The organism is Eubacterium sp. AM05-23 (genome assembly GCF_003477535.1).
Taxonomy (GTDB): Bacteria; Bacillota; Clostridia; order Eubacteriales; family Eubacteriaceae; genus Eubacterium; species Eubacterium maltosivorans.
Map to the genome: position 1 here is coordinate 115501 of NZ_QUDF01000002.1, position 17867 is coordinate 133367.

13 protein-coding genes are annotated in these 17867 nt (G+C 46.7%); 7 read left to right on the forward strand and 6 right to left on the reverse strand.

What is annotated here, in order from left to right; translation table 11 throughout:
* Nucleotides 1-3: 3 nt before the first annotated feature.
* Nucleotides 4-1068 (forward strand): alpha/beta hydrolase, encoded by a 1065-nt coding sequence (locus DW091_RS02795; RefSeq protein ID WP_158577812.1) that lies wholly within the window; start codon nucleotides 4-6, stop codon nucleotides 1066-1068.
* A gap of 63 nt (nucleotides 1069-1131) precedes the next feature.
* Here the strand turns inward: DW091_RS02795 and DW091_RS02800 are convergent, their stop codons facing one another.
* From DW091_RS02800 to DW091_RS02815, 4 genes are all read right to left on the reverse strand, one after another.
* Entirely contained in the window at nucleotides 1132-2577 is a 1446-nt protein-coding gene (locus DW091_RS02800; protein WP_118517353.1) for a sigma 54-interacting transcriptional regulator, read from the reverse strand.
* 120 nt (nucleotides 2578-2697) lie between these two features.
* Nucleotides 2698-4113 (reverse strand): trimethylamine methyltransferase family protein, encoded by a 1416-nt coding sequence (locus DW091_RS02805; protein WP_118517354.1) that lies wholly within the window; start codon nucleotides 4111-4113, stop codon nucleotides 2698-2700.
* Nucleotides 4114-4140: 27 nt separating this feature from the next.
* The gene (locus DW091_RS02810; protein ID WP_224168729.1) at nucleotides 4141-5571 is read right to left on the reverse strand and encodes a trimethylamine methyltransferase family protein; all 1431 of its coding nucleotides are present in this window, start codon (nucleotides 5569-5571) and stop codon (nucleotides 4141-4143) included.
* 133 nt (nucleotides 5572-5704) lie between these two features.
* Nucleotides 5705-6484, reverse strand: coding sequence for an aspartate/glutamate racemase family protein (locus tag DW091_RS02815; protein ID WP_058695508.1), 780 nt, complete (start codon nucleotides 6482-6484; stop codon nucleotides 5705-5707).
* Nucleotides 6485-7094: 610 nt separating this feature from the next.
* On the opposite strand from DW091_RS02815, the gene DW091_RS02820 reads away from it, so the two are divergent.
* Nucleotides 7095-8744, forward strand: coding sequence for a BCCT family transporter (locus tag DW091_RS02820; protein WP_118517356.1), 1650 nt, complete (start codon nucleotides 7095-7097; stop codon nucleotides 8742-8744).
* A gap of 109 nt (nucleotides 8745-8853) precedes the next feature.
* Here DW091_RS02820 and DW091_RS02825 read toward each other — a convergent pair whose 3' ends face one another.
* Nucleotides 8854-10308, reverse strand: a complete 1455-nt coding sequence (locus DW091_RS02825; RefSeq protein WP_118517357.1) for a sigma 54-interacting transcriptional regulator — start codon at nucleotides 10306-10308, stop codon at nucleotides 8854-8856.
* Between the two features lie 327 nt (nucleotides 10309-10635).
* On the opposite strand from DW091_RS02825, the gene DW091_RS02830 reads away from it, so the two are divergent.
* Nucleotides 10636-12282, forward strand: coding sequence for a BCCT family transporter (locus DW091_RS02830; protein WP_058695505.1), 1647 nt, complete (start codon nucleotides 10636-10638; stop codon nucleotides 12280-12282).
* Between the two features lie 17 nt (nucleotides 12283-12299).
* Nucleotides 12300-13703 (forward strand): trimethylamine methyltransferase family protein, encoded by a 1404-nt coding sequence (locus tag DW091_RS02835; RefSeq protein WP_096918978.1) that lies wholly within the window; start codon nucleotides 12300-12302, stop codon nucleotides 13701-13703.
* A 178-nt stretch (nucleotides 13704-13881) separates the two neighbouring features.
* Here DW091_RS02835 and DW091_RS02840 read toward each other — a convergent pair whose 3' ends face one another.
* Entirely contained in the window at nucleotides 13882-14277 is a 396-nt protein-coding gene (locus DW091_RS02840) for a 4Fe-4S binding protein (protein ID WP_013381949.1), read from the reverse strand.
* 636 nt (nucleotides 14278-14913) lie between these two features.
* Between DW091_RS02840 and DW091_RS02845 the strand changes: the two genes are divergently transcribed.
* The 3 genes from DW091_RS02845 to DW091_RS02855 all read left to right on the forward strand — a co-directional run bounded on the left by DW091_RS02845 (nucleotide 14914) and on the right by DW091_RS02855 (nucleotide 17814).
* Nucleotides 14914-16128 carry an NAD/NADP octopine/nopaline dehydrogenase family protein gene (locus DW091_RS02845; RefSeq protein ID WP_058696424.1) on the forward strand — a complete coding sequence of 405 codons (1215 nt, stop codon included), beginning with the start codon at nucleotides 14914-14916 and terminating at the stop codon, nucleotides 16126-16128.
* Nucleotides 16129-16297: 169 nt separating this feature from the next.
* On the forward strand, nucleotides 16298-17149 hold the full coding sequence (gene panB / locus DW091_RS02850; protein WP_038352949.1) for a 3-methyl-2-oxobutanoate hydroxymethyltransferase: 852 nt from the start codon (nucleotides 16298-16300) through the stop codon (nucleotides 17147-17149).
* A 38-nt stretch (nucleotides 17150-17187) separates the two neighbouring features.
* Nucleotides 17188-17814 (forward strand): corrinoid protein, encoded by a 627-nt coding sequence (locus tag DW091_RS02855; protein ID WP_058695503.1) that lies wholly within the window; start codon nucleotides 17188-17190, stop codon nucleotides 17812-17814.
* The last annotated feature ends 53 nt before the right edge of the window (nucleotides 17815-17867 follow it).

The window sequence follows — 17867 nt, forward strand, 5'->3', positions numbered from 1 at the left end:
AAAATGGAAAAAAAGCGTAAAATTTTAAAGATTGTCCAATTTACAGCGGTGGCGCTTGCCCTGCTGGCCACAGTGCTTTTAATCAGCCGCGCGATCGCCATGCGGGCGGTTTATGACCGTGCGGTTAAGAACAACGCGGTCAGCCGGCTAGAGACACTGGAACTGGACGGTGAAGAGCAGAGCGTGCTCGTCGAGGGAAAAAGGGAGGGCCTGCCGGTACTCATCATGCTGCACGGTGGTCCCCAGTCCCCCATTATTTACGGCACTGGCTACCGGGGCGACACGCCAGAGCTCACAGAGCATTTTCTGGTCGTGTACTGGGACTGCTGGGGCTGCGGGAAAAATTTTACAGACGATACAGAGTCGGTGACACTTGAGCGCCAGGTCGCCATGACCTGCGACCTGGTAAGGGCCATGAAAGCACAGTATCCCGGCCGCAAAATTTATCTGTTCGGCTACTCCAACGGAACGATTTTGACGGTTTCTGCCGCCCAAACCGTAGGCGGCGACCTGGCGGGAATCATTAATCTTGGGCCCATCACCAGTCTGAAGGACGCGCAGGAGATGGCTTTTCAGGCGCTGAAAACAGAGGATATGTCTTATTGGGACAGAAGAGTGCTCGAGGAGAGCTATGAACGCAACGATCTCGAGGGCTTTTCAAAGCTTGAGGAGATGGTGACCCTCAAAACCAGCCGGATGTTTTACTGGAAGGATCTGTCTGCCAACACACGGCTCATGGGCTACTTTGTACGCGTGTTCTACAGCCCGGATTTCAGCCTGGCAGATATCTACCACGCTTATTACGCGTCCATCTTCGGGGGCTCCCGCTTCACAACGCTCCGACAGCAGATCTACGAGGCCGATGAAAAGCAGGCCATGGAAAACCTGGAGGTACCCATGTTGATTTTGCAGGCCGAGGGCGATATCTACGGTCCAGCGGATTTTTTCAGGCATCTGGCCGCCCAAAAGGATAACGTCACCTTCATCCAGATACCGGAAAGCGCCCACCTGCCCACCAATGCAGGATTCGAGACTGTAAACTGCGCGGTGGTCGATTTCGCGAAATAAATTTAAAAACAGAGGTATACGCCGAAACAACGTATACCTCTGTTTTTAGAATAAAGACTGTTTTCAGCCGTTTTGTTTGATCTGATAGACTTTTAGCTTATACTGCAGGTTCTGCCTCGAAATGCCCAGTTCCTTGGCGCTTTTGCTGATATTAAAGTCATTGTTTGTCAGCACTTCGTTTAAAATCTGCTTTTCGATGCGGTTGAGGGTTGACTTCAGGTCGGTATCATTCTCGCGGTCGGCCAGAAATTTGTCATGCAGCTTTTTTTCGGTATGATTTTTCTTAATGTAGGACGGCAGCAGGTCGGCGGTCAGCACAGTGTCCTGATGCTGGGCCATGTAGATGGCGTGGGTGACGGTATGCTTGAGCTCGCGGATGTTTCCGGGCCAGTCGTGGCCGAGAAGCATATCGGCAGCTTCGTCGGAAACCTGGTACAGGCTCTTGCCCATGGCCACCGCCTCGGAGGAGAGAAAGGAATGCACCAGCTCCATAATATCGGAGCGCCGTTCAGTCAGGCTGGGGAGGGTGATGGAAAAAACAGCAAGGCGGTAGTAAAGGTCAGAGCGAAGCCGCCCTTCATCCACGGCCTCCAGCGGGTCCTGGTTCAGGGCGCTGAGCACCCGGACATCCATCTCCAGCTCCTTGTTGCCGCCGACCTTGCGGTAGCGTTTCGTTTCCAGTACGCGCAGCAGCTTGGACTGAAGGGTCATGTTCATGGAGTTGATTTCATCCAAGAACAGCGTGCCGCCCTTGGCGGTTTCCAGCAGGCCCTTAGCGTCCACCGCGCCAGTAAAGGAGCCCTTGACAGTCCCGAAGAGGGTGCTTTCCAGCAGATTCTCAGGAATGGCAGAGCAGTTGATCGCCACAAAAGGATTGTGGGCACGGCTGCTGTCATTGTGAATGCTTTGTGCGAAGACTTCCTTACCGGTGCCGGTGGGACCAGCAAGCAGGATAGGGGCGTTGGTCTGGGCGGCGATTTTACCCTGCCGCACGCATTCCAGCGTCGCCACGCTGGAGCCGACCACGTCCTTAAAGGTAAATTGGGTGCCGTTGTCCTTAAGCTGCTGGTTTTTTAAGTCGTTCTGCAGCTTGTCGATGGTTTTTGCCATGTGCATATAGTCCGAGATATCCCGGTAAATGCAGATGGCAGCCTCCACATTTTTCTGGCCATCGGTTGAAAATACCGGATAGGTGCTGCTGATCACATCGGCCAGCTTGCCAGAGGGAGACTCATATTTGACATGAACATCCTGAACCTTTTTTCCAGTTTTTAACACATAATCCTGCATGGACTCGTTTTCAACATAGTTATAGAGCGTATGGGTGTCCTTCCCGATAACATCCTCATGCTTCATGTTCTCGATCTTTTCACAGCCCTTGGAATAGCAGACGATTTTGCCTGTATTGTCAACGACGTGGATGCAGACATCCTCAATGCGTTCGATTGCCTTTACGGGAAGACTCTCTCGCTCCAATGCCTCTTCAATCGTGTCTTTCTTAGTTTTCAAACGCGCTTACCTCCAACGATTAACTGTTCTGTATTAAGCATAGCACACATTACAAAAAATGGGTAGAGGGCAGCCCAAAATGAGACTGCCCAAAATTCAAACATATTATTAATAAGGGGATTAGATGTATTTCTTTTCGATTTCTTCGATCTGTTTTAAGACATCTGGTTCCAGAGCGGGTACTTCATGTGTTGCCAGAATGTTGTCGATTTTTTCAGTAACCTGACTCATGATTTCAGATTCATCGGGGTTAACCATCTTGCGGTCATAGAATTCAGGATACCATACGCTTCTGAAATTTGAGAGGGTGTGCATTTCGTTGAGGTAATGTCCGCCGTGGCCGACCTGTTTGATAACGTCCATGGCCAGTGTTTCGTCGTTGACTTCAACACCCTTAGAGTATGCGCTGAGCTGATTGATCATTTCATTGGCCAGAACCACCATTGCGGGCGCGACGCTGTTGCAGTGATCCAGAACACCGATATCGTGAACGATATTGGCTTTACTCAGGATGGTAGAGAAGAGTTCCATCTGGATTTCAGAGACAGACTGTGGGTCAACGGTTTTAGCGTCAGAGCAGCCGGCAGTGCCGAAGAAGGGCAGCTGATAGTAGTCTGCCAGTTCGGAGGCAGCAGCGACGGACAGGTGGAATTCCGGAGCCCCATAGGAGCCGACCGTGGTTTTCATGTCAAAGACTGTAGGCATGGAGCCGTAAATCATCGGTGCGCCTTCGTTGACAGCCTGTGTGATGACAACGCCAGCAAGGATTTCAGCATTGTTCTGTGTCAGGGCGCCAGCGATGGTGATGGGAGCAGTACCACCCATCATGCAGTAAGGCATGTAGACAACCGGAATCTTGTTGGTTGCGCTGATAAAGAGTTTTTCAGTACTTTCGATGGGGTGGGTCATGGGTGGGATGGGTTCACAATAGTTGAAGATAAATGGTTTTTCAGCCAGTTCCTTGTGACCGCCAGCGACAACAGCTGCGATATCAATGATTTCCTGTAAGGATTCGATGTCATTGGTTGAGAAGTTGATGGTTTTGTCAAAGTTTTTAACGGTTTCGATGAAAGTGACCTGGGACTGAACCGCCGGGTCAACGTCGCCGCTCATCCCAACAGACAGGACAAAGCTGATGTTTTCCAGTGCGCTGGCAAGCGTACACATGGTTTTGGTATCAGCCTTCATGAAAGTGCGGGCCTTGTTGGTCTTGTAGTCCAGGTATTCAAGCTGGTCAGAGTGCGTACCGAAATAAACGTTGTTCTTGCTGTTGATGACCATGCTCGGGCTTCCGTCACGGTTGTATAAGGTTAATTCTTTAGGAATGGTGTTCAGTGCTTTTTCAACCACTGCTTTTGGGAATTTAACCATATTGCCGTCTACTTCACAGCCGTATGCTTTTAAGGCTTCCAGGGTGCGGTCGCCAGCGACGCGCATACCGAAATCTGCGAGAAGCTCCAGGCTCTTTTCATGAATGGTCTCAATCTTTTCTTTATTTAAAACGCCAAAGTCAATATTTCTTTTTGTGGTTTTCATTTTATTCTCCTCCTGTAAAACGAAAGTTTAGATGTGATCTCTGTATTTTTCAGGGATATACGGGTTAAGCATATCTTCCTGTTCCTTGGTAATTTCCGGTGGGCAGTAGGATTCAAGACGTTCGTTAACTGCCTGTGTAAGCGTGTCGACAACCGGCTTGTTGCCATTCTGCTGCCACTGGTTCGGGTCTTCTTTATTGAAGTATTTTGGTGTGAAAAATTCTTTGCGGAACATCTTTGGTGTACGGCCCTGGAGGTAGTTGCCCCTTGGACCAACCTTTTTAATGGTGTCGAAGCAGAGTGTGTCCTCATTGACTTCAATGCCAGAAAGCAGACGTCTGTTCATACGGTAGACATCTTCGTCCATTAAGAATTTTTCAAAGCTGGTGATGTTGAAGCTGCCGAGAATACCGCAGGAATGCAGCACCAGGTCAGGGCCAGCATCTAAGGTAGAACGGATCATCATGTCGGATTCGTAGCCAGTCTGGGCGTCGAAATCCTTGGCGTCACTCAGGCCGCCGCCAGTACGGAAAGGTACATTGTAGAAATCCGCCAGACCGGCAGTCGCGTAGGAAATCAGAGCGGTTTCCGGCGCGCCGATGGAGAGCTGGATTTCTCTTAAGTTGGTGGAGGCAGAGGTCTGTCCATAGACCACAGGAATGCCAGGGCGGGCCAGCTGTGCCATGACCATGCCAGCAACGACTTCAGCGTTGGACATTGCCAGAAGTCCGGCCACAGACGGTGGTCCGGTGAGCACTGGCATCGCGCACGGCGAGAACCACAGCGGCTGGTTCATTTCAGCCCCAACCAGGAATTTTACAAGTGGATCGTGGTCAAAACAAAGGGGGGACAAAGAATTGACATGCACGATATTATTGTAAACATCCGCGCGGCCTTCAAAGCGGTTGATCAGTTCAAGCCCTTTTTTGAAAGGCTCGCGGATATCGCCCTGGATTGGGAACGTGTTCGGCATCAGGTGAAGCCCGGTTTTATGGGAATATTTTAAAACCATGGCAACGGGACTGTAGATCCGTTCTTCCATGGACAGCTGTTTATCTTCCAGGAAAACATTGAAGTAGTTACAGTCAATGACATCACTGGTATCGGAAATTTTAAAGAGATCAACGGTTTCATCGTTGGTCATCTTGTGGATTTTACCAGATTCCAAGCGGTAGATGCTGCCCACAGCCGGCATGAGCACGCGCGCGCCGCCGCCAAAGGTGTGGTTGCCCTTGGAATTTTCAACAGTAAAGGATGCGGGTGCGGTGGACAGTGCGTCCATCACAAGCTTTTCATCCATATAAACGGTGTTGCCGTCTACGCGGGCTCCGTGACTTTTAAACAGTTCAATAATTTCTGGATGCTCAAAGATCACACCAACTTCAGCTAATACTTTTAAAGAAGTCTCGTGAATTTTCTGAACATCATCTTTTGAAATATAATTTTCATAAGATTTCATATGTTTTCCTCTTTTCATAGCAATTAATGGTTTAAATCCGTTTAACAGAAGGCCGTAAAGACAGCAATTAATCAGATTGTGGGGAGCCCGTAGAGAACTCCCGCACAAACCATTAATTGCTGACATATATTAATTAAATATGTCCGTAGTAATCGCGGTGGGCAACGCAGGACCAAGCATAGTCAAGCAGCGTCCCCCAGGAGAATACCGGCAGGTCCACTTCGCGCTGGATCGCTCTTGCGAATGGCTGCATACCCGTGCATTCTAACATAATGGCCTTAATATCCGGGTGTTTTGCGATGAATTCCTTGGCAATGCGGATCATGTCCTTTTCGGATTCATCATAGTAGCTTTCCGGAACAGCCGGGCGTTTTTCGTGATCCCAGAGGGTATCGAACTGCGGACAGCCGTACTCATCCTGAGCGCCAGCGATGTGGAAATTACTGTTCAAGTCAATGCCGACCTTTTCGAGGTGGGTATCGGTTAAGAAACGCTTCTGGGCACAGATGATGCCAACCGCGTTTTTCGGCCCGATCAGCTGCTGGATAAACGGCACCTGAAGCAGGCTGGACATAAAGACCGGAATGTCAACCGCAGCAGCGACATCCTGCTGGAAATATGCGAAGTATCCGCATTCAGCGGCGACAGCACGGCAGCCCATTCTTTCCAGGTTCTTGGCAGCCTGCACAATCGGTTCGCGGCAGGGGGTCTTATCCTGTTCCCATACGAGTGTGTAGTTGTCAACACCCTTGGCAATTTCATACTGAATGGGGAAACCCCAGGCGCTTGCGTTGCGGACATCCCCTGGGAATCCTGGATAAGCGTCGTCCAGTACCATAATACCAATCCCCATACCGTAGCAGGTATGATTTTTCCGTGTCGTCATGTAATTGATGGCTAAATCTCTTTGCATTTTTTATTCCTCCCTGAATTTAAATGTTGATGTTTGCCTGTTTACTTGTTGCTGTTATTTAATGCAAGCTTTGTGCCAAATTTGTCTGCATTCATCATGAATTTAAAAAAGATTTTTATGCCTGTTTACGCGAAAGAACTTGCTTATTAAAAGGAAGAAATAAAAAAAATAAAAAATTTCCAGAAAAATTTAAAGTTTTTGAAGAAAAAAACGGTTCCAAAAACGCAAAAAAAGATTACACGCAAAAAATGATGACAATATTGTTCAAAACTCTTTTAAACAGAGGGTTTGAAAAGCATTGCAAAACGATGGTGCATAAAAATTTGCACTGCAGAAAGAAGCCGTTTTCACGAAAAACCCTTTAATTTAGCTTAAATAGGAGAAAAAAATAGATTTACGAATTGGCACGAACCTTGCAATATATAATTGCATAGTCATTCGCTAAATGATAGGCTTTTCCCAAAACCAGCTTATTCCCATAGTATAGGGTGCAAAACACTCGATTGTCAATGGAAGTTTAAAAGGTTACCATCAAAATAATATGGGTAATAGGCTGGTTAAAGGGTAAGGCTTGTCATATTCGAAAATCTAAAAAAGAGGGAGAAGTATTATGTTTAAGAAAGTCCGACTGATAACTGTAGGTATTCCTATTGTTTTAATGGGCGCTGTTTTGATCCTGGGTGCGACGGATCCGAACTTTACAGACACGATGACTGCATTTTTCTTGGAGCTCATGCACAGCGGTGGCTGGCTGGTAGCTCTTGGTATCCTGTTATTTTTAGGATTCTTGTTTTTCTTGTTTGTGCATCCAATTGGCAGCACGAAGTTTGGGGGACCGAATGCCAAGCCAAAATACAGCACATGGAACTGGTGGGCGATCTCACTTTGTGCCGGTATCGGTACCGGGATCGTATTCTGGGGGGCTGTTGAACCTCTGACCATTTCCTTTACACCGCCGGCATCTGCTGGTGTTGAACCGGGAAGCTATGCAGCCATTATCTGGTCTCTGGCAAAATGTTTCCAGCACTGGGCATTCCAGCCATACTCCATCTATGCAGTAGCAGCCATCTGCTGTGGCTATGCTTACTGGAACATGGGTAAAAGCTATGCCTCCAGCGCAGGTCTTGTTTACTGGAAAAACGGTAAGGACCTGAGTGACAAAGCTAATGATATTTTAGATGGGATCGTATTATTCGCCATCGTCGGTGGTGTTGCCGGCTCTTTGGGATATGGTCTGCTACAGATCGGCGCAGGTCTGGATTTTGTATTCGGCATCACACCTGGTCCAATGGTCTGGACTGCCATCGCAGTTGTCATTATTGTTTCTTATACGATTTCAAGCGCCACAGGTCTCGATAAAGGGATCCAGTGGTTGTCTGACAAAAATGCGTGGATTTTTATCGCGCTGATGATTTTCATGTTTTTCTGTGGACCGGTACAGTACATCTGTAATCTTACAGTAGAATCCTTTGGTTACTACATTAACAATATCATCGCGTTAACCTCTTATACAGAACCAGTTGTAACAGCTGTCGCTGATTCTGAAATGTGGCCACAGTGGTGGGATTTATACTGGATGACTGACTGGCTGTCCTTTGGACCGATTGTTGGTTTATTCTTGGTAAAAATGTCTTATGGCCGTACGATCCGTCAGTTTATCGTCGTTAATGTTGTTTTGCCATCTATTTTTGGCGTTATCTGGTTTGGTATTTTTGGCGGATTCGCTATCAATATTCAGTTAACTGGCGTTTATGACTTAATGGAATTCTACAATGCCAGCGGTGCTGAAGCATTCATGATGAAATTATTCGAATTTGTTCCAGGTACAATGATCATACGTGTGATCATGCTTGTTCTGGTGGCCCTGTCGTTTATAACGCTGGCCGACTCCATGACATCGACCATTTCGCAGATGTCCTTGAGACAGCAGACCTCTGATATTAAAGAAGCGCCGCTTCCGATCAAGGTTTTCTGGGGTGTCTTAATCGGTGCAGTATCCATTCTGTTCGTCGTTACCGGCGGCATCAATGGCATAAAAATTGTTAAGACCATTGCGGGCTATCCGATGCTCTTTGTGGAAATAGCCATGATCATCGGTTTCCTGAGGTATTTCCTGTCTGGTAAAAACAAACAAGATGAAATTACCTACGCGGCCGATCTTGACCGTCAGATTAAAGCAGCTGAGGCGGAAGCCGCAGAAGAGGCAGAGGCCAAAAAGAATAAGAAAAAAAGATTTGGCAAAGCATCTGCTTCAGAATAACTAATTATATTTGGTAATAACCGGTGACATGACCACGCCGGAAATTACATACATCGAAAAACTTCCAAAGCAAAAATAAAACAGCCGAAAGGCTGTTTTATTTTTATGCTTATGATTTAGGATCGGCGTGGTGATAGCGGTTGTTCTGGATGCCAAGGGTCCGCATTTTGTATTGAAGGCTTTGCCGTACCATGCCAAGTGCCTCGGCACTTTTGGTGATATTATAATTGTAGGTATTTAAAACCTGCAGGATCACCTTCCGTTCAAAATCATCCGTCAGGTTTTTGAGCGAAGCGTGGCTTTTGGCAGACCATGTTTCATTGTCCAAAAGCGTGCGCCCGGTGGTGCTTTTCTTCAACTCTGCCGGCAGCTGCTCAGATGTGATAATATTGCTGTTGTAAGGAGCCAGCAGAATGGCGCGGACAATAATGTGCTTGAGCTCCCGGACATTGCCGGGCCAGTCGTAATTATAGAGTAGTGTTCTGGTTTCTTCTGAAAAATCATAGAGCTTTTTTCCCATAGAGGCAGACTCAGTACTCAGAAAAGAGAGCGCCAGCGGAATGATATCCTCGCGCCGTTCTCTGAGCGGGGGCAGGGCAATGGTGAGGGTCGCCAGCCGGTAGTACAGGTCAGAGCGGATGCGTCCCCTTTCAATGGCAGCATGCGGGTGCTCGTTCATAGCGCTGATGATCTGTGCGTTGGTGGTGAGCTCCTTTGTGCTTCCAACGCGCCTGTAAGTGCCGGTTTCCAGAATACGTAAAATTTTGGACTGAAGCATTAAGTCCATGGAATTAATCTCATCCAGAAAAACAGTTCCGTTCTCCGCTGCTTCAAAAAGACCCTTAGTGTCACCGGCGCCCGTGTAAGCGCCCTTTACGGTACCAAAGAGTGTACTTTCAAGCAGCGTCTCAGGGATGGCAGAACAGTTGATAGCCACAAAAGGGGCGTTGCTCCTGCTGCTGGCATTGTGGATGCTCTGGGCAAAAACCTCTTTTCCAGTGCCTGTTTCGCCATAAATCAGCACTGGCGCTGAAATCTTGGCAGCCAGCTCGGCTTGCTGTGTGCAGTCGCGGATGCTTTCCGATACGCCGGAAATATCCGAGATCTGGTAACGAGTGCCATTGTTGTTTTTCTCCTGTTTTTTGAGCTTTTCCTCAAGTTGTTCAATTTTTTTGGAGAGGTAGATATAATCGGATTTATCTCTGTAAATGCACATGGAGCCGATAATCTCCCTTCCGGCCTTATCGAAGATAGGGTAAACACAGCTGATCGCATCGACAGTCATCCCCTTGGCATTCATATAACGGATGTTAAAGTCTTTTAAGGGTTCGCCATTTTTTAACACTCTCAATGCGGGAGAAACCTCACCATCATAAAACTGGTAGACCTCCAGCACATGCTTCCCGATAACATCCTCCCGCTTCATGCCATCCAACAGCTCGCTGCCCTGGGAAAAACAGACAAAGCGGCCGCCGTCATCAATAATATTGATGGCAATATCTTCTACCAACTCAAAAACCTTAATGGTTTCCGGGTCGAGAAAAAATTTTTTGTTTTTTTTCATAAAATCACTCCAATCATCTTCCTATATTTAATGCAATATTCATACCAAATCAAAGCAATTCGCAAAATAATTATGCTGGCAAAATTATTTTGCAGCTCTGATTTCTTTACAGATTAAGGGACTTTTAAGATATTAAAATCAAAAGAAATGCATAAAAATTATGCGGTGCGTCTGAATAAACCCTTAAAAACGGCTGATTTAAGCCATTTTTGTTTTGGCATTGATCTTGCTTTATATAGAATTGCGATTCATTTTGCTGGAGTTTACTGCTGAAGGGGGGACACGAAGCAGTAACGCAGATGAAAATTTTGTAAGAGGAGAGAAAAAATGAACGAAAAGAAAAAAGTGAGTTGGCTGAAGCAGATTGACTGGTGGGTCGCCCTTCCAGCACTTTCCATTCTGGCAGCTCTGATGGCTTGGGCATTGATTGATCCAACAGGAATGGGCGATGCGATTAATGTTATTTTTAATTTCTTAACAGACGGTTTTGGCTGGGTTTACCTGATGCTGGGACTGCTGTTCCTGGGCTTCTGCCTCTGGCTGGCCTTTGGACCTTACCGGAATGTAAAGATTGGGAAAGATGATGAAAAACCACAGCATTCTTTCTTCTCATGGTTTGCCATGATCATTGCCTGCGGTTACGGCGTCGGCCTGGTCTTCTGGGGAGCCGCAGAACCGTTGAGCTTCTTGCAGACACCGCCGATGGGTATGGAGCCTTACACAGCAGAATCCGCTGTAAGAGCGCTGGCACAGGCGTTTTTCCACTGGGGCTGGGTTCCATGGGCCATTTACATGGTTGTTGGGGTTACCATGGGCTACTTTATGTTTAGAAAAGGAATGCCGCCGTTTTTCAGCCGTGTGCTGGAACCCATCTTTGGTGATAAGGTTAAATCAAAAGGATTCCGTATTCTTGACGGTTTTCTGGTGTACGGGGTTGTCGGTGGTGTCACCACAGCCACAGGGCTTGGTATCCTTCAGCTGGCGTCGGGGCTGTTCTCGCTTTTCGGGATTCCGGAAAACAATCTGACCTATATTATCATCGCCGTTGCATGGGCCGCGCTGTTTACCACAAGCGCTGTCAGCGGGATTGACAAGGGAATCAAGATTCTCAGTAATCTGAATATTCCGCTCTGCATTATCGTTTGTGTAGTCGTCTTTATTGTTGGTCCGACTGCTTTTATTTTAAATACCATGAGCAGCTCGCTGGGTGATATGCTTGGAAACTTCTTCCCGATGGCTTTATGGACTGACAGCATTGATAAGACTGGCTTTGCCCAGGGCTGGACTATTTTCTACTGGGCGTGGTGGATCGCTTCCGCACCGTCAACCGGCCTCTTTGTAGCGGACATCTCACGCGGGCGCACATTAAAGGAAATCGTGCTGGTTCATCTGGGCGCTGCCCCAATCGCTACCTGGCTGTGGTTTGCAACCTTTGGCGGAACAGCCATCTTCCAGGAAATGTTCCAGAACTTAGGTCTGGTTGCCTCCATGAATGACATGGGCACACAGTCTGTTGTATTTACCATGCTGTCGCATCTGCCGCTTGGCCAGATTTTGGCAGTGCTGTTCCTGATTTTAATCTTCCTGTTCCTAGCAACAACCGTAGACTCTTTCTCATATGTCTGCGCTCAGGTATCAACCAAGGAAGACCAGAATCCAACCATGCCTTCTAAACCGTTAAGAGCTGTCTGGGCGATCTCGATTGCTGCGCTGGCGATCACCATGATTCTTGTCGGAAAAGGACAGATTCAGAGCCTGCAGCTGTCCTCGGTTGTCGCCTCTATTGTCATCATGTTTGTCATGGTTCTGATGATTATTTCAATGGTTAAGTCGCTGAAGCAGGAAGAAATGGAAGGAACCATCGATTTACAAAAGATTAACAGCAGAAGATACATTATGGAAGAAAAAGCAAGCACGCTGGAAGCTAAGAAAGCAAAGCGTGCCGCTAAGAAAGAAAAAGCAGAAAATATTTGACAAGTTGGAGTGAGAAAATGAGATTAAGATTCAATTTTGCAGAAAAAGAAGAGCTCGACAAAATTCATGAGGCGACGCTGGAGGTTTTAAAAAACGTCGGCGTGAATTTTCATGAAGAAGAGGCCCTTCAGATTTTTAAAGAACATGGGGCCAGAGTCAGCGGCAACACGGTTTTTATAGAAGCCGATATGGTTGAAAAAGCCTTGTCAAGCGCGCCATCCCAGTTCGAATGGAGAGGGCGTGAGAAAAGCGTTGTTATTGGCGATGGGGGCAGCGTGTCTGTTCCATGCTATGGCCCGATCTACCGCCTGAAAAATGGAAAAATTGAGGACATAGTCCCCCAGGATTTGGTGGATGTAACCAAGCTGCACGAGAGCAGCGCAGTGCTTGACGCCGGGAACCCCAATGTCATGGAGCCGGTTGCCGTACCAAGGGAAATCCGGCGCGGCTATCAGATGGCGACCGCCCTTAAATATCATACCAAGCCGGTCATGGGCATGGTTGATGGAAAAGAAGCAGCTGAGATGAGTATCCGGATGGCTCAGGATTTTTATGATATCCATGACCAGACGCCAGTGGTTGCAGGCCTGATCAATGTAATGTCGCCCTTAGGGATCAGCACCGCCATGTGTGAGGCGTTAATTGTCTATGCGAGAGCTGGACAGCCTGTGGTGGTTGCGGAAGGCGGCTTCCCGGGTGTTACCCTGCCGCCGAGTATTGCAGGAACGCTGGTATCCAACAATGCCGGTATACTGGCAGGCATTACCCTGGCACAGCTCGTGAATCCAGGAACGCCGGTTGTCTACGGCCTCCCTGCCGTAAGCGGCGATTTGAAGGTAATCTCCATGGCAATCGGGGGCGCCGAGACGCCGTTGTTTGTATACTATGCCAAGGAAATCGCCAATTACTATCATCTGCCGGTACGGGCAGGCGGCGGGCTCACAGACGCCAAGGCTGTCGATTACCAGGCTGGTAAGGAAACCGCATTAAATCTCTTTGCAACCTATGGCGCAGGCATCGATTTTATCATTCACGCCTGCGGTATCTTGGATACCTACAATACCATCAGCTTTGAAAAACTGGTATTGGATGAAGAAACCGCGTTGAGTGTTAAGCGCCAGTTTAAAGGTTTTGCAGTGGATGACAAGCATATGATGGTTGAAGAGATTGCCAAGGCCGGCCCAGGCGGAAGCTACATTAACAAACGGACACCAAAGATTTATCGAGAAGAATTTATGCTTCCTAAACTGGCGAACCGCGAAACGACACAAAACTGGCTGAAAGACGGCGCGAAAAGTGTAGAGTCTCTGGCAGCTGATATGGTAGAAGAACGAATCGGTAATTATAAACTCCCTGAATTAGCCGATTTCCAGAAAAAATTATTAGAAAAATACATTCCACAGGAGTGGAATGCCGACTAAAAAATACTTGTTTGCCTGAATGATGCTAGAAATTGCTTACTCCCTCAATTTGCTAGTATTTAAAGAAGACCGTCCCCCGCGGTCTTCTTTTTTTAGATGCCTTCATATAAAAAACGCTGCTTCAAGTAAAAGAAAACAGCGTTTTAATTGATCGAATTTGAATTTTTAGATAAAGCGCTTAGCTTTCGACAATTTCAAGGATGTCCATTGGGCATGCTTTTGCACAGATACCACAGGCGATACATTTGGATGGGCTGTCCTTGTCTTCTGCTTTGACAATCAGGCCGAATGGACAAACTTCAACGCATTTACCGCAGTTTGTACAAAGCTTTTTGTTGATCATGTAAACGCCCTTAGGATTCTGGGAGATTGCGCCGGCTTCGCAGTTTTTAGCGCATTTGCCGCACTGCACACAGACCTTGGTTTTCAAGTCGCCGTTGTCTTTTACGTCAACTTTAATACAGGATAAATCATGACCATAAGCTCTGTCTTTATAGAAAGCAGTTGAACAAGCCCATTCACAGGCAAGACAATTCATACAGAGTGACTGATCGGTTACTTTAAGTTTTTTCATAATGATGATACTCCTTCTCTCGGACCTTTGAGGTTGTAGCCTACAAAGAATCCGTTCCCCAATATTTATTCTACCTTAATTCTAACGAGAATGATTTTGATTGTCAACAACAAATCATTCCATATTTTGGAGTATTTTTTTGAGGAATCGGGCAGGTGGGTCTCAAAAAGAGGGCTAAATTTTACTCTATTAAATAAAACCGAATGAAAAAACAGGAGGTCTCCGGGGTTTTTAATAAAAACAGCGCCGTTTTTAGTGCCTTTTATCGAAGAATAAGGCGCTGTTTTTTGGTCAAATTCTAAAAGATAACAGAGGGCGCAAAAAAATATGCATGTGCAAAAATCGATTACACATTTTTAAAAAGGGCTTAAAATCGCCATAGAATAACGGTTTTTTTAGAAAATAAGCGTGATTCCCTCAAAAAGAGCAAAAAAATTTGCGGTTTGAATTTTTGGTAAAAATCCTTTGAGCTGCCAGTGGACTCCGGAAAATGGCTTAAACAGGCTTTTTACAAAAAAAGTAAGAATCTTTTCAGGCCGTTTTAAATTTGGCACGCATATTGCGTTATATAATGGCATCACACAAATTAAAAAAGTAAAAGAAAATCCAAAGGAACAAAAAAGGAGAATGAAAACAATGGCAGATATGAGTTATTTAAAAGACAAACCAATCGCGGTATTGGGCGCAGGCGGTGTTGGTAAAGCAATCGCAGGGGACTGTGCTTTAGGCGGCGCAAAAGTAAGAATTTGCGACATGGAACCCTTCGCACAGAAAACATTAATGAATGTTGACAAAGTCGGGATCAAATTCTACGGCGAACAGTGTAACCTGTACGGCTTCGAACGTGAAGGCTTTGCTAAAATGGACAAGGTTACAACCGATGTAGCAGAAGCTGTTAAGGGCGCAGGCATCATCGTTGTGGCAACACCGACCTTTGGTCACAAACCTTTCTTTGAAAAATTAATCCCATGTCTGGAAGACGGACAGGTTATCCACATCTTCCCAGATAACTATGGTTCTTTAATCTTACGCAAAATGATGCGTGAAGCTGGCTGCACCGCAAAAGTTATCATCGGCGGCTGGTCTTCTTCTACATACGGCAGCCGTGTTGATATGCCGGGTGGTGTTATCACTCACAAGATCAGAGTATACTACCGTGCAATCACCCTGCGTGGCGCTGCAATGCCAGCGACCGATACAGAAGCTTTCATCGAAAGCTCCAAGTATTTACCATCTATGGACGCTGTAACCAATGGCGACGGCGCAGTAGCAGGCGACACAGTATTAGATACTGGTTTCTCAAATGTTAACCCTGTACTTCACTGCCCAGGCGCAATCCTTGGCGTATCCACAATGGAAAACTTCGGAACCATCTTCGGTGAAGACAAATATAAATTCTCAATCTACTCTCACGCATACTGCCCATCCATTTCTCAGGTACAGTACACCTTCTATGAAGAAGAATGCAGCTTAGCTGAAAAACTGGGCGTTGGCATCCAGCCATACGAAAAAGAACACTTCTTCTCACGTGAAAATGTTCTTGGCCAGGAATACATGGGACTGGATTACTTAATTCCATTCGACAAACAGGATCCAATCCAGTACGGTACCGGCCCCTTCGACATGAACAACCGTTACATCACTGAAGATATCCCGGTTGGCTGCTATGTATACCAGCAGTTAGGCGATGTTTTAGGCGTAGAAACACCTGTTGTTGACTCTATGATCAACCTGGCTAACGCAATCCACGGCAGAGACCTGACAGAAAACGGCTATACTTTAGAATACCTGGGGATTGACGGCATGTCTGTTGAAGAATTAAACACCTACTTAAGAACAGGCGAAAAATAAATTTCCGCATTAACTTTACATCATCAATAAACCTTATTTAGAATACCGGACAGTCTCGGCTGTCCGGCCCCCTCTTGTTTTTGAAATAAATAAAAAGAAATGTTATATACCGGAAAATTTTGAGAGCTTTGGGAAAGTTGTGAAACTCAAAAAGTAAAAGGAGACTATCGTGAAAAGAAGTATTATCGATTTTAGAAGAATGGCCGCTGAAGGCGAAAAAATCGTTTATCTGACAGGCTATGATTATCTGACCGCTAAATATGAAGAACGCGCAGGCGTTGACATGATTTTGGTAGGAGACTCCCTGGGGATGGTTACCCTGGGCCACGAAACCACCTATCCCGTAACCATGGATGACATGATCGCACACTGCTCAGCTGTAAGACGCGGTGCGCCGAATACCTTTATTGTTGGGGATATGCCTTACATGTCCTACCAGATTTCAGATGAAGAAGCTGTTTTCAATGCCGGCCGCTTCACCAAGGAATCACTGGTCGACGCCATCAAATTAGAAGGCGGCACCGATTCCGTCTGTGAAAGAATCAAAGCGATTGCCGACGTGGGTATTTTAGTCATGGGCCACATTGGTCTGACCCCTCAGTTCGCAGCTCAGATGGGCGGCTACAAAGCCCAGGGCAAGAGCGCAGACGCAGCCATCGAACTGGTAAAACAGGCAATGAAGATCGAAGAAGCAGGCGCAGCCTTTATCTTAGTCGAAGGTGTTCCGGCAGTTGTTGGGAAAGCCATCACCGAAAAACTAAGCATTCCAGTCCTGGGCATCGGCGCAGGTTCCTACACAGACGGCCAGCTGTTGATTTACGCAGACATGGTAGGCTACTATGATGACTTTACACCAAAATTCGTTAAGAAATATGCCGATGTAGGCGGCGAATTGTTAAAAGGCTTTACAGCATACTGCGAAGAAGTCAGAAGCGGCGCATTCCCGGACGACTCCAAACACGCCTATGTGATCGCAGATGAAGAAGCAGCTGAGCTCGAAAAATTATTAAAAGAAATCTAAATCATTGGGAAATTGATTAAGAAAAATAGGAGAAAATTATGAGTACTTTAGCAAATCTTGGGGAACTGGTTGTAGCCGGTAACGAAAGCGGCGTTGTAGAAGCAGTCAACGCCATGGTTGCTGACAAAGCAGATCCAGTTGCGATTATCAACGAAGGATTATTAAGCGGCATGAACGTTGTCGGCGAAAAATTCAAAAACGGGGAAATGTTTGTCCCAGAAGTATTAATGGCAGCACGCGCCATGAACGCTGGTATGGCCATTGTTAAACCACTGATCGCAGATACCGATCTTCCGACACTTGGAACCATTGTTATCGGAACCGTTAAGGGCGACCTCCATGACATTGGCAAAAACCTGGTTGTTATGATGTTAGAAAGCGCTGGCTTCAAAATCGTCGACCTTGGCGTCGATGCCAAACCAGACGATTTCATCGCTGCTGCAAAAGAAAACAACGCAGATATCGTCGCAATGTCCGCCATGTTAACCACCACCATGACCGTGATGGAAGAAATCATCAACGGCTGCAAGGATGCCGGCGTTGATGCCTGCTACCTGGTAGGCGGCGCTCCGTTAACCCCTGTGTTCAGCGAAAAAATCGGTGCAACCTATGCTGCCGAAGCTTCCCAGGCTGTAGAAACCGCTAAACAGATGGTTACCGCTTAAAAAAATTGATTCGTTATATACCCTTCTAAAAATATATAGTAGCCCTTTGGATC

Coding starts and splice junctions, on each gene's coding strand:
- DW091_RS02795 (WP_158577812.1), top strand. CDS start 4: ATGGAAAAAAAGCGTAAAATTTTAAAGATTGTCCAATTTACAGCGGTG.
- DW091_RS02805 (WP_118517354.1), bottom strand. CDS start 4,113: ATGAAAACCACAAAAAGAAATATTGACTTTGGCGTTTTAAATAAAGAA.
- DW091_RS02810 (WP_224168729.1), bottom strand. CDS start 5,571: ATGAAATCTTATGAAAATTATATTTCAAAAGATGATGTTCAGAAAATT.
- DW091_RS02815 (WP_058695508.1), bottom strand. CDS start 6,484: ATGCAAAGAGATTTAGCCATCAATTACATGACGACACGGAAAAATCAT.
- DW091_RS02820 (WP_118517356.1), top strand. CDS start 7,095: ATGTTTAAGAAAGTCCGACTGATAACTGTAGGTATTCCTATTGTTTTA.
- DW091_RS02825 (WP_118517357.1), bottom strand. CDS start 10,308: ATGAAAAAAAACAAAAAATTTTTTCTCGACCCGGAAACCATTAAGGTT.
- DW091_RS02830 (WP_058695505.1), top strand. CDS start 10,636: ATGAACGAAAAGAAAAAAGTGAGTTGGCTGAAGCAGATTGACTGGTGG.
- DW091_RS02835 (WP_096918978.1), top strand. CDS start 12,300: ATGAGATTAAGATTCAATTTTGCAGAAAAAGAAGAGCTCGACAAAATT.
- DW091_RS02840 (WP_013381949.1), bottom strand. CDS start 14,277: ATGAAAAAACTTAAAGTAACCGATCAGTCACTCTGTATGAATTGTCTT.
- DW091_RS02845 (WP_058696424.1), top strand. CDS start 14,914: ATGGCAGATATGAGTTATTTAAAAGACAAACCAATCGCGGTATTGGGC.
- DW091_RS02855 (WP_058695503.1), top strand. CDS start 17,188: ATGAGTACTTTAGCAAATCTTGGGGAACTGGTTGTAGCCGGTAACGAA.